This is a genomic window from Alsobacter sp. P4_H11, from assembly GCF_056400925.1.
Genome location: NZ_JBFUKI010000015.1, coordinates 20,947 through 32,269 on the forward strand (window position 1 = coordinate 20,947; position 11,323 = coordinate 32,269).

Here is an 11,323-nt window from a genome sequence, read left to right on the forward strand (position 1 = left end):
TCATCCGACCTCGCTTCGCTCGGCCACCTTCTCCCCGCGCCGGGGAGAAGGGCGCGACCGGCGCCGCAGCCGCCGCCGCAGCAGGCCCCCTCTCCCCGGAACGGGGAGAGGGCTGGGGTGAGGGGATTGCCGCAGCTCAGCCGCCCTCCTCACACCTCCACGCTCACGCCCTTCTCCGGCGTGAGCACCTTGGTGGTCCCGCCCGCCATCGCGGCGATGAACTTGTCCGCGTTTGGGTCGATGATCCCGAACGAGCCATAGTGGCACGGGATCACGGTCTCGAACTGGAAAAACCTCTTGCACGCCAGCGCGGCCGAGGCGGCTCCCATGGTGAAGCGGTCGCCGATCGGCACGAGGCCGATCCGGGGCGCGTAGATCTCGTTGATCAGCGCCATGTCGCCGAAGATGTCCGTGTCGCCCATGTGGTAGACGGTGGGCTCGCCGGCCGCCCGCACCACGATGCCGTTGGGGCTGCCGAGCGGGAAGCCGACGCCGGCCTCCACCAGCCCGGCGGAATGATCCGCCCGCACCAGCGAAACCTGGAAGCCGCCCGCGTCGATCGTGCCGCCGGTGTTCATGGGGTCGAACTTCTCGACGCCCTGCGAGGCCAGGTACATGCACAGGTCGTAGTTGGTGACCACCTTGGCGCCGGTCTCCTTGGCGATCGCGACCGTGTCGCCGATGTGGTCGCCATGGCCATGCGTCACCAGGATATCGGTGACGCCCGCCACCGCGGCGGCGCGGTCGGTCGTGAAGGCGGGATTGCCGGTGAAGAACGGATCGATCAACACGGCTTTCCCGGCAAAATCGAGCCGGAACGCGGAATGGCCGAACCAGGTGATCTTCATGGAACTCTCCTCGCATGCGACGGGCTGGCGTCGAATGTAGCGGGGACGCGGCCGGCGGCAATGCGCCGGCGCTTGCTCACGCCCGCATCAGGGCCCATGAAGGCGCATGATCGCGCCCGACGCCGACCTTTCGCCGATTCTCGAGCTGCCCCGCCATGCCCGCCTGATCGGGATGGACCTCGGCACGAAGACCATCGGCCTCGCGCTGTCGGACGTCGAGCGCCGCATCGCGACGCCGCTGGAAACGATCCGCCGCACCAAGTTCAAGGCCGACGCCACGGCGCTGCTCGCCCACGCGAGCAGGCACGCCGTGGGCGCGCTGGTGCTTGGCATGCCGTTGAACATGGACGGCACGGAGGGCCCGCGCGTCCAGAGCACCCGCGCCTTCGCGCGCAACCTCGCCGCCATGACGCCGCTGCCGATCGTGTACTGGGACGAACGGCTCTCCACCGCCGCCGTCACGCGGACGCTGATCGCGGCGGACGCCTCCCGGGCCCGCCGCGACGAAGTGGTGGACAAGCTCGCCGCTGCCTACATCCTGCAGGGCCTGCTGGACCGGCTGGCCGCGATCGCCCGCAAGGCCCAGGACGACGCCGACCGGAACTGACCGGCGCGCCTCAATGGCGCGTGTGACGGTCGAGCATTTCCTGCTGCGCGCGGATCTCGTTCCAGCCGCGATGATGGGGCCGCCAGCCCGGGTTTCCATAACGCTGCCCGCCGTCCCACGCGCTGCGCATGGGCGGCTGCGCATACATCACGCGGGGCTGGTAAACCGGCCTCGGCGCGTAGACCGGCGCGGGCTCGTAGACGACCTCCGGCTCGTCCACATAGCCGGGCTCCGGCAAATACGGTCCGCGATAGCCGCGCGCGGGCGCATAGCCGTAGCGCGGATCGACGTTCTCATACTCGCGCGACCAGGGCCGGTTGGACGACGCGATGGCGGCCCCGATGCCGATGGCCGCGATCCCCGCGATGGCGGCCAGCGCGGCGCCGTTTCCGCCCCGGTGGCGGCGGTAGGGGGCGGGGCCGTGGTGGTATCCGGCCGCGTAGCCGGGCCGCCGCGGCCGGGCTTCCGCAGCCGGCGCCAAGGCGGCCACGATCGCGAGCGAGAGGCAGCCGCCCAGCACCGACCGAACCAGCCGCGACCGCATTCCCAAGACCGACATCGTCATCTCCGCGCGGGTCTCAATCAGCCCGCTCCAGAGTGAAATGACAGTTTTCAAGTGAATGAATGCTGAATGCTTGATGGCGGGATTAGGGCCGCGATTGAGGCCACTGGAAAACGGCCGGCGAAAAGACGGGCCCGTTTGCAGCGTTTACGGTTAATTTACGGGCCTGCAATCAGGCGGGTCATTCGGTTGCATTCGTCATCCAGCCAACCATGGTGCGCAATTTGCAACCCATGAGACGCAACATCGCTCTATACATTTACCAAATGATGAGGCATCGTTTGATCACGTTCTATCGAACGGCGGCCGAATCGGCCTTGAGCATCGAGCCCCAAGGGAGCAAGTCATGCCCGCTCTGAAATCCCAGACCATCCCCTTCGGGGCTTCCATTCCGGCCAATGGCCGCGCCCGGGGGTTCACGCCCGCCCCGCAGGAGCCGGCCGCGACGGAGGACATCGCGCGCTACATCGCCCAGATGACCACCGAGATGGCCGTGATCGCCCGGGCCGCCAACCTGGACCTCCTGGCCTACTTCCTCGAGATGGCGAAGATCGAGGCCAATGTCACGGCTCGTCGCAACGCTGCGGCGGCGCCGTCCTGACCGCGGCCTCGGCGGGCCGGAGCGACAGCATCCCCGCTCCGTGCCTCTCGATCCGGCCCGCAACCTCGAGATCCAGCAAGGCCGACCGCACCGTCGCGACCGGCAGGCCCGAGGACCTCACCAGCAGGTCCATCCCGACCGGGCTTGTCCCGAGCAGCGCTTCTATCCGCTTCAGGGGGTCTGCCGGTTCCGCCTCGCCCGGGGCCTCGGACGTCCGCTCCTCGAACGAATAGCCCTGCACGGGCGCGGTCAGGGTCGGCGGCGCGTCCCCAAAAAGGTCGAGCTCGTCCCAAAGCTGTTCCTGGTCGACCCTGTCCTTGCCGCCGTCGCGCATCAGGCTCGCGCCCGGCTCGGCGGCGATCAGCGGTTGCAACGCCGCGATCACGTCCTCGGCCCCGGTCGTGAACGTCGCGCCCTGCTTCAGGAGGTCGTTGGTTCCCGCCGCGCGCGGATCCAGCGGCGAGCCCGGGATGGCGAAAACCTCCCTGCCCTGCTCCAGCGCGAAGCGCGCCGTGATCAGCGAGCCGGATTTCCGCGCCGCCTCCACCACCACGACGCCCAGCGACATGCCGGACACGATGCGGTTGCGGCGGGGGAAATCGCGCCCGCGCGGCTCCCAGCCCATGGGCATCTCGGACACGGCCGCGCCGCGCTCGAGCATGCGCTCCAGCATGGGCGCGTGCTCGGCCGGGTAGATGCGATCGTGCCCGCCCGCCAGCACCGCGACCGTGCCGGACGCGAGCGTGGCCTCGTGCGCGCGCGCGTCGATCCCGCGCGCCAGCCCGCTCACCACCGTGAAGCCCGCCCCCGCAAGCTCGTGCCCCATGCGCATCGCGAGCTGCTGCCCGGTCGCGGAGGCGTTGCGCGAACCCACGATCGCGACGCACGGGCGCAGCAGCGCCTCGGCGCGCCCACGCACGCACAGGATCGGCGGCGCGGTGTCGATCGCCCGCAGCGCGGTCGGGTAGTCGGGCTCGCCCGAGGCCACGAAGCGCACGCCCAGGCGCCGCGCCGCCTCCCACTCGCGCTCGGCCTCGGCTTGCGTGCAGATCCGCACGGCCTTCGCGCCGCGGCTGCGCGCCAGGTCCGGCAACCCGCGCAACGCCGCCCCGGCGCTGCCGAAATGGTTGATCAGGGCCCTGAAGGTGCGCGGGCCGATGTTTTCGGAGCGGATCAGGCGCAGCCAGTCGAACCGCTGCTGGTCGGTGAGCGCCGGCGCGGGTCGTCCGGCCTCCAGGCTCATCCCTTGCTCCCGATGCGGCCTTCGGTTCCGGCCAGCAGCCGGCGAATGTTAGCCTCGTGCTTCCACCACAGCAGCGCGACCAGAACGGCGTAGACCAGCGCGGCCTCGCGCTGTCCCGCCCACGCCATCCAGACGGGCGCGGATGCGCTGGCGAGCAGCGCGGATGCGGAGGAGTATTTCGTGATCACCGCGCAGCCGAGCCACAGGGCCGCGAACAGCAGCGCCGGAATCCAGCCCACCGGCGTCGCCGCCAGCCCGATCAGCCCGCCCAGGAACGTCGCGACGCCCTTGCCGCCCTTGAAGCCCAGCCACACCGGCGCGACGTGGCCCAGGAAGGCGCCGGCCGCCGCCGCCAGGGCCGGCTCCAGCCCCCACCGCGCCGCGATCACGACCGCGAGCGTGCCTTTCAGCGCGTCTCCCAGCAGCGTGGCGGCCGCCAGGCCCTTGCGGCCGGTGCGCAGCACGTTGGTGGCGCCGATGTTTCCGGAGCCGATGGAGCGGATGTCCTGCGTCCCGGCCAGGCGCGTGATCAGGAGGCCGAACGGGATCGAGCCGAGCGCGTAGCCGAGGACGAGAAAGACGAGGAGGAGCATGAAAATTCGCCGCGGCGGGTTGGTGGCTCAACAGTCGCGCCCGCGGCCGCCTCCGTCAATGCGCGCCGTGCTTTTACGTCTTTAACGTGCATACAACCACTGTGCCCGTAAGAGTATTGCTGGCGCCCGCCATGCAACGCACCCTGCGCACAGCGCTTGGTTGTGCCGTAACGGAACGTTCACCATGAGCGGACGCCTTTCGAACATCCAGATTTTGCGAGCTCTTGCTGCGCTGTTCGTGGTGCTGTCCCACGCCGCGCACGAAACATTCGGAATCGCCGAGAAACTCGGCATTCCCCCGATCATGCAGGTCAGCAATCGCTGGACCGCGGCCGTCGACGTGTTTTTCGTCATGAGCGGCTTCATTCTGCTGTCAACCAGCTACGACGCCTTCGCGCAGCCCGGGTCCTCGCTGAAATTCTTCATGCGCCGGCTCGTGCGCGCCGTGCCGCTCTATTGGCTGCTGACCACTCTGGTTCTCGTGGGCGGCTTTATCGCCCCAAGCCTGCTGAACGTGCCGATCACCGAGCCGCTGCACGTGCTGGCGTCCTACCTCTTCATTCCCTTCGAGCGCGCCAACGGCGAGATGCGTCCCGTGCTGGCGCTCGGCTGGACCATGAACATCGAGTTCTTCTTTTACGCCCTGCTGGCGCTCTGCCTGGCGCTGCCGCGCCGCTGGGGCGTCGGCCTCGCCTCCGTGGTTCTGGCCGGAACGGTCGCGGCCGCGCAGGCGCCGGGCGCGCCCGCAATCGTGTCGTTCTGGGGCACCGCGATGACGCTCGACTTCATCGTCGGCTTCGCGATCGCGATCGCGTTCAAGGCCGGGGTGCGGGTTTCGGCCGACTTCGCCGTGGTGGTTTGCGCCGCGTCGGTGGCGGCGATCTTCGCCAGCACGAGCAGCGAATCCTTCAGGCTGGACTGGTTCGCGACCATCTCGCTGCCGGCCGCCGCGCTGGTCGCCATGGCGGTGCTCGCGCCGCAGATCCCGACGGCCACCCGCATCGCCCGCCTCGGCGTGCTGCTGGGCGACGCCTGCTACAGCACCTATCTGTTGCAGCCCTTCATCCTGCGCCCCGCCGCCTTCGCGTGGACGACGCTGGTCGGGGCCGGCGTGTCGCTCTGGGCGTTCGTGGCTGCGGCCGGGTTCGCCGCGATGGCGGGTGGCCTCGCCTGCTTCCTGGCCTTCGAGACGCCCCTCACGGCCGCGCTGAACCGGCGCCTGCGGGCTTGGGAGAGCCGGCGCGAGGCGCGCCCGCTGCGGCTTCAGCCGGCCGAGTAGACCAGCGCCCCGTCCACCACCGTGTGGTGGACGACGCCCTGCAGCCGCGCCCCGTCGAACGGCGTGTTTTTGGAGCGCGAGTGCAGCGTCGCGGGGTCGAGCACGAAAGGCTCCTCCGGATCGAAAACGATCAGGTCCGCGGGCGCGCCCTTGGCGAGCCTCCCCTGCGGCAGGCCGAGGATCTCGGCCGGCCGGGTCGACATGGAGCGCAGCAGCGCGGCGAGCTCCAGCTCGCCCGCATGCACCAGCCGCAAGCCCGCCGCCAGCATCGTCTCCAGGCCGATCGCCCCGTCGGCACATTCGGCGAAGGGCAGCCGCTTGGTCTCGACGTCCTGCGGATTGTGGTCCGACACCACCACGTCCACGAGGCCTTCGGCCAACGCCTCCACCATGGCGAGGCGGTCGTCCTCGTGCCGCAATGGCGGCGAGAGCTTCAGGAACGTCCGGTACGGCCCGATGTCATTCTCGTTCAACGTCAGCGAGTTGATCGAGACTCCGCAGGTGACGTTCAAACCCTCCGAGCGCGCCCGCTCGATGATGGCCAGCGAGTCCGCGCAGGAGATCATGGCGGCGTGGTAGCGCCCGCCCGTCAGCCGCACGAGCCGGAGGTCCCGCTCCAGCATGATGGTCTCGGCCTCGCGCGGCACGCCGTGCAGGCCGAGCCGGCTGGCGAGCTCGCCCTCGTTCATCACGCCGTCGCCGACGAGGTCGGGATCCTCGCAGTGGTGTACGATCAGCCCGCCGAAGTCGCGCGCGTAGGTGAGCGCCCGGCGCATCACCTGGGCGTTGGTGACCGATCGCGCGCCGTCGGTGAGAAACACCGCGCCGGCCTCCGTCAGCAGACGGATCTCCGCCATCTCTGCGCCATGCAGGCCCTTGGTGAGCGCCGCCGCCGGCAGCATGCGCACGATGGCGGTGTCGCGGGCGCGGCGGATCAGGTAGTCGACCACGGCCGGGTCGTCCACGGCCGGGCTCGAGTCCGGCATGCACACCACCGTGGTGACGCCGCCCGCCGCCGCCGCGTGGCTGGCCGTGGCCAGCGTCTCGCGATGCTCCGCGCCCGGCTCGCCCACGAAGGCGCGCATGTCTATCAGGCCCGGGGCCACCACCATGCCGCGGCAGTCCACGACCTTGCAGCCGTCCGGCCGCGAGCCGCGCACCGCGTGGCCGAAATCGCGGATCACGCCGGCGTCCGCGATGAGGTCGCCGCCCTCCTCCCGGCCGGTGGCGGGGTCCAGGAACACGCCGTTGGCGAGCACGAGCGGCTGCAGCGCGGATACGGACATGGGCTCCCGCCTCACGGGTTCGGCTGGTTGGGCAGGTGCCCGGCCAGCGCCTCGAGCACGGCCATGCGGACCGCGACGCCCATCTCGACCTGCTCGCGGATCAGCGACTGCGCGCCGTCCGCGATGTCGGACGCGATCTCGACGCCGCGGTTCATCGGGCCGGGATGCATCACCAGCGCGTCGGGCCGCGCATAAGCGAGCTTCTCGGCGTCGAGGCCGAAATAGCGGAAATACTCCTTCACGCTCGGCACGAAGGAGCCGTTCATGCGCTCGCGCTGGAGGCGCAGCATCATCACGATGTCGGCCCCGGCGAGCCCCTTGCGCATGTCGGTGAACACCTTCACGCCCATGCGGTCGATGCCCGGCGGCAGCAGCGTGGACGGCCCGATGGCCCGCACCTCGGCGCCCATGGCGTTCAGCAGGATGATGTTGGACCGCGCCACGCGCGAATGGAGGATGTCGCCGCAGATCGCCACCACGAGCCCGCGGATGCGGCCCTTGTTGCGGCGGATGGTGAGCGCGTCGAGAAGCGCCTGGGTCGGATGCTCATGCGCGCCGTCGCCGGCGTTGATCACCGAGCAATCCACCTTGCGGGCCAGCAGCTGCACCGCCCCGGCCGCGTGATGGCGCACCACGATCAGGTCCGGCCGCATGGCGTTCAGCGTCATGGCGGTGTCGATCAGCGTCTCGCCCTTCTTGATGGACGAGGACGCGACCGACATGTTCATCACGTCCGCGCCCAGCCGCTTGCCGGCGAGCTCGAAGCTCGACTGCGTGCGCGTGGACGCCTCGAAGAACAGGTTGATCTGCGTGCGGCCCCGCAGGGTCGCCTTCTTCTTCTCCACCTGCCGCGACACGTCCACGGCCTCGTCGGCGAGGTCGAGCAATGCGGCGATGTCGTGCGGAGTCAGTCCCTCGATGCCGAGCAGATGCCGGTGAGGAAAGCGGGGCCGGGGCGCAGGCGATGTCATTTGAAGCCATTGCTATAGGCGCAGCCCGCCGAGGCGGCAAGCCGCGCCGGCGCGGCGCCGGCTTGTATCAACAGGCAGGGCGCGCAACTCTCTCCCGCGTAGCGGGGGAGATGGCGGCGGGAGCCGACAGAGGGGGCGCCGGGGCTGCGACAACCTCCCGTCATTGCGAGCGACAGCGAAGCAATCCAGCCTGATGCCGGGCCTTTAGGCTGGATTGCTTCGCCTCCGGCTCGCAATGACGGGAGGCATGTACTTATATAGACCCGCTCCGGTTGCATCCGCCCGACACTGTGGCGCCATGGACGCGCACGGGCCGTCTTGAACTCCGCTCGCCGCCGTCTCATTTGACACAGCCGTGCGGGATGACCCACTTTCCGCGCGAGAAGAGAAAGCTTGCCTGACAGTTTGCGAGGGCTGGGCGGCGCACCGTGCGCCGCCGATTGCGGGGGGCTGGACGGAGCGCGCATGTGCGGCCGTCGTGAAAGGCGTTTCAGATGAAAGTCGTCGTCGTCGAGTCGCCGGCCAAGGCCAAGACGATCAACAAATATCTCGGCCCGGGCTACGAGGTGATCGCCTCGTTCGGGCATATCCGCGACCTGCCGCCCAAGGACGGCTCCGTCGATCCCGAGCAGGATTTCAACATGCTCTGGGAGATCGAGGCCAAGGCGTCCAAGCGCGTGTCCGAAATTGCGTCGGCCGTGAAGGGCTCCGAGCGCCTGATCCTCGCCACCGATCCGGATCGCGAGGGCGAGGCCATCTCGTGGCACATCCTTGAAGCCCTGAAAGCCCGCAGGGTGCTGAAAGACGTGCCGATCGAGCGCGTCACCTTCAACGCCATCACCAAGGACGCCGTGAAGGAGGCGATGGCCAACCCGCGCCAGATCGACCAGGCGCTGGTGGACGCCTACCTGGCCCGCCGCGCGCTGGACTACCTCGTCGGCTTCCGCCTCTCGCCGGTGCTGTGGCGCAAGCTGCCCGGCGCCCGCTCGGCTGGCCGCGTGCAGTCGGTGGCGCTGAGGCTGGTCTGCGACCGCGAGCGCGAGATCGAGACCTTCGTGAAGCGCGAGTACTGGTCGCTGGTCGCCACGCTGGCGACGCCCGCCAACGCGCTGTTCGAGGCGCGCCTCGTCGGCGCCGACGGCCGCAAGATCACCCGTCTCGACATCGGCAAGGGCGAGGAGGCCGAGGCCTTCAAGCGCGACCTCGACGCCGCCCGCTTCACGGTGGCGAGCGTCGAGGCCAAGCCCGCCCGGCGCAATCCGTCCCCGCCCTTCACCACCTCGACGCTGCAGCAGGAGGCCAGCCGCAAGCTCGGCATGGCCCCGGCCCGCACCATGCAGGTGGCGCAGCGCCTCTATGAAGGCGCGGACATCGGCGGCGAGACCGTCGGCCTCATCACCTATATGCGAACCGACGGCGTCGACATGGCGCCCGAGGCGATCGCGTCGGCCCGCAAGACCATCGCCAAGGAATATGGCGACCGCTACGTGCCGAGCACGCCGCGCAAATACGTCACCAAGCAGAAGAACGCCCAGGAGGCGCACGAGGCCGTGCGTCCCACCGACATGGGCCGCCTCCCCGCCCAGGTGGCGAAGTTCCTCGAGCCCGAGCAGGCGAAGCTCTACGAGCTGATCTGGATCCGCACCGTCGCGAGCCAGATGGAGTCGGCCGAGCTGGAGCGCACCACGGTCGACATCACGGCCAAGGCCGGGGGGAAAAACCTCGAGCTGCGCGCCACCGGCCAGGTGGTGAAGTTCGACGGCTTCCTGAAGCTCTACCAGGAAGGCAAGGACGACGAGGGCGACGACGAGGATTCCCGCCGCCTGCCGCCCATGAAGACCGGCGACGACCTCCGCAAGGAGAAGATCGAGGCCAACCAGCACTTCACCGAGCCACCGCCGCGCTACTCCGAAGCCTCGCTCGTGAAGCGCATGGAAGAGCTCGGCATCGGCCGGCCCTCCACCTATGCGTCTACGCTCGCGGTGCTGAAGGACCGCGAATATGTCCGCATCGACAAGAAGCGCCTCCACGCGGAGGACAAGGGCATGCTGGTGACGGCGTTCCTGGAAAGCTTCTTCGACCGCTATGTCGAATACGATTTCACCGCGAGCCTCGAAGGCGACCTCGACCGCATCTCCAACAGCGAGATCGACTGGAAGGAGGTGCTGCGGCGCTTCTGGAAGGATTTCTCGGCCGCGCTGGACGGCACCAAGGAGCTGCGCGTCAGCGAGGTGCTGGATTCGCTCAACGAGATCATGGGCCCGCACATCTTCCCGGCCAAGCAGGACGGCGGCGACCCGCGGCTCTGCCCAACCTGCCATGCGGGCCAGCTCTCGCTGAAGCTCGGCAAGTTCGGCGCCTTCATCGGCTGCTCCAACTATCCCGAGTGCAAATACACCCGCCAGCTCTCGGCCGGCGGCCAGGATGGCGAAGCCTCCTCGGCGGATGGCGGCGTGGGCGGCGTGAAGACGCTCGGCCAGGACCCGGCGACGGGCCTCGACGTCACCCTGCGCGACGGCCGCTTCGGCGCATATGTGCAGCTCGGCGAGGGCGAGAAGCCCAAGCGCCAGACCATCCCCAAGGGCACGCCGCGCGACGCGATCGACCTCGATTTCGCCGTGTCGCTGCTGTCGCTGCCGCGCGAGGTGGCCAAGCACCCGACCTCGGGCGAGCCGATCCTGGCCAGCATCGGCCGGTTCGGGCCCTATGTGCAGCACGGCAAGGTCTACGCCAATATCGGCAAGGACGACGACGTGCTCACCATCGGGGCCAACCGCGCCATCGACCTGATCGTCGCCAAGGAAAGCGGCGCCGGCCGCTTCGGCCGCGGCGCCGCCACGGCGGGCCGCCCCATCGGCGACCATCCGGACGGCGGGCCCGTGACGGTGCACGACGGAAAATACGGCCCCTACGTGAAGCATGGCTCCGTCAACGCCACCCTGCCCAAGACGATGGCGGCCGACGCCGTGACGCTCGAGCAGGCCCTGGAGCTCATCGCCGCCCGCGCGGCCGCCGCCCCGCCCAAGAAGGGCGCGAAAAAGGCCGCAGGCGCCAAGAAGCCAGCCGCCAAGGCGTCGGCTTCGAAGGCGTCGACTTCGAAAGCTTCGGCAACCAAGGCTGCGCCCGGCGCCAAGCCGCCCGCCAAGGCCAAGGCCGCCGCGAAAGCCAAGGCCCCCGCCAAAGCCGCAGCCCCTGCCAAGCGCAAAGCCGCCGGATAAAGCGCCCGTCCCCAGCGCCTCGCCGTCATCCCCGGCGCGCCGCAGGCGCGGGAAGGGGGATCCAGAAGCAAAGGCGCTCACCTCTGGATCCCCTTCCCGACGCTTCGCGTCGCCG

General features: G+C 69.5%; 10 protein-coding genes. 4 read left to right on the plus strand and 6 right to left on the minus strand.

Translation table 11 applies throughout. The annotated features are described in order from the left end of the window. Positions 1-149: 149 nt before the first annotated feature. Positions 150-848, minus strand: a complete 699-nt coding sequence (locus AC1DSZ_RS21845; protein ID WP_476840437.1) for a metal-dependent hydrolase — start codon at positions 846-848, stop codon at positions 150-152. 106 nt (positions 849-954) lie between these two features. Between AC1DSZ_RS21845 and ruvX the strand changes: the two genes are divergently transcribed. After that, a complete protein-coding gene (gene ruvX / locus AC1DSZ_RS21850; RefSeq protein ID WP_476840438.1) occupies positions 955-1,455 on the plus strand; it encodes a Holliday junction resolvase RuvX in 501 nt (166 codons plus the stop codon). A 10-nt stretch (positions 1,456-1,465) separates the two neighbouring features. Here the strand turns inward: ruvX and AC1DSZ_RS21855 are convergent, their stop codons facing one another. After that, positions 1,466-2,014: a hypothetical protein gene (locus AC1DSZ_RS21855; RefSeq protein WP_476840439.1), complete on the minus strand. Its 549-nt coding sequence runs from the start codon at positions 2,012-2,014 to the stop codon at positions 1,466-1,468. A 349-nt stretch (positions 2,015-2,363) separates the two neighbouring features. On the opposite strand from AC1DSZ_RS21855, the gene AC1DSZ_RS21860 reads away from it, so the two are divergent. Further along, on the plus strand, positions 2,364-2,618 hold the full coding sequence (locus AC1DSZ_RS21860) for a hypothetical protein (RefSeq protein ID WP_476840440.1): 255 nt from the start codon (positions 2,364-2,366) through the stop codon (positions 2,616-2,618). Here the strand turns inward: AC1DSZ_RS21860 and dprA are convergent. After that, positions 2,581-3,861 carry a DNA-processing protein DprA gene (gene dprA, locus AC1DSZ_RS21865; RefSeq protein WP_476840441.1) on the minus strand — a complete coding sequence of 427 codons (1,281 nt, stop codon included), beginning with the start codon at positions 3,859-3,861 and terminating at the stop codon, positions 2,581-2,583. The genes AC1DSZ_RS21860 and dprA overlap by 38 nt on opposite strands. Continuing rightward, positions 3,858-4,454, minus strand: coding sequence for a glycerol-3-phosphate 1-O-acyltransferase PlsY (gene plsY / locus AC1DSZ_RS21870; RefSeq protein WP_476840442.1), 597 nt, complete (start codon positions 4,452-4,454; stop codon positions 3,858-3,860). Before plsY ends, dprA begins: the two co-directional genes overlap by 4 nt. A gap of 184 nt (positions 4,455-4,638) precedes the next feature. Here plsY and AC1DSZ_RS21875 point away from each other — a divergent pair, with 184 nt between their 5' ends. After that, on the plus strand, positions 4,639-5,733 hold the full coding sequence (locus AC1DSZ_RS21875) for an acyltransferase family protein (protein ID WP_476840443.1): 1,095 nt from the start codon (positions 4,639-4,641) through the stop codon (positions 5,731-5,733). On the opposite strand, the gene AC1DSZ_RS21880 is transcribed toward AC1DSZ_RS21875, so the two are convergent. Further along, the gene (locus tag AC1DSZ_RS21880; protein WP_476840444.1) at positions 5,718-7,019 is read right to left on the minus strand and encodes a dihydroorotase; all 1,302 of its coding nucleotides are present in this window, start codon (positions 7,017-7,019) and stop codon (positions 5,718-5,720) included. The genes AC1DSZ_RS21875 and AC1DSZ_RS21880 overlap by 16 nt on opposite strands. Positions 7,020-7,030: 11 nt before the next feature. Continuing rightward, positions 7,031-7,990, minus strand: coding sequence for an aspartate carbamoyltransferase catalytic subunit (locus AC1DSZ_RS21885; RefSeq protein WP_476840445.1), 960 nt, complete (start codon positions 7,988-7,990; stop codon positions 7,031-7,033). Between the two features lie 494 nt (positions 7,991-8,484). On the opposite strand from AC1DSZ_RS21885, the gene topA reads away from it, so the two are divergent. Beyond that, entirely contained in the window at positions 8,485-11,208 is a 2,724-nt protein-coding gene (gene topA, locus AC1DSZ_RS21890) for a type I DNA topoisomerase (protein ID WP_476840446.1), read from the plus strand. The last annotated feature ends 115 nt before the right edge of the window (positions 11,209-11,323 follow it).

What these genes read in the sequence shown, in the direction of transcription:
- AC1DSZ_RS21845 (WP_476840437.1), bottom strand. Translation starts at nt 848, where the DNA reads ATGAAGATCACCTGGTTCGGCCATTCCGCGTTCCGGCTCGATTTTGCC.
- ruvX (WP_476840438.1), top strand. Translation starts at nt 955, where the DNA reads ATGATCGCGCCCGACGCCGACCTTTCGCCGATTCTCGAGCTGCCCCGC.
- AC1DSZ_RS21855 (WP_476840439.1), bottom strand. Translation starts at nt 2,014, where the DNA reads ATGTCGGTCTTGGGAATGCGGTCGCGGCTGGTTCGGTCGGTGCTGGGC.
- AC1DSZ_RS21860 (WP_476840440.1), top strand. Translation starts at nt 2,364, where the DNA reads ATGCCCGCTCTGAAATCCCAGACCATCCCCTTCGGGGCTTCCATTCCG.
- dprA (WP_476840441.1), bottom strand. Translation starts at nt 3,861, where the DNA reads ATGAGCCTGGAGGCCGGACGACCCGCGCCGGCGCTCACCGACCAGCAG.
- plsY (WP_476840442.1), bottom strand. Translation starts at nt 4,454, where the DNA reads ATGCTCCTCCTCGTCTTTCTCGTCCTCGGCTACGCGCTCGGCTCGATC.
- AC1DSZ_RS21875 (WP_476840443.1), top strand. Translation starts at nt 4,639, where the DNA reads ATGAGCGGACGCCTTTCGAACATCCAGATTTTGCGAGCTCTTGCTGCG.
- AC1DSZ_RS21880 (WP_476840444.1), bottom strand. Translation starts at nt 7,019, where the DNA reads ATGTCCGTATCCGCGCTGCAGCCGCTCGTGCTCGCCAACGGCGTGTTC.
- AC1DSZ_RS21885 (WP_476840445.1), bottom strand. Translation starts at nt 7,990, where the DNA reads ATGACATCGCCTGCGCCCCGGCCCCGCTTTCCTCACCGGCATCTGCTC.
- topA (WP_476840446.1), top strand. Translation starts at nt 8,485, where the DNA reads ATGAAAGTCGTCGTCGTCGAGTCGCCGGCCAAGGCCAAGACGATCAAC.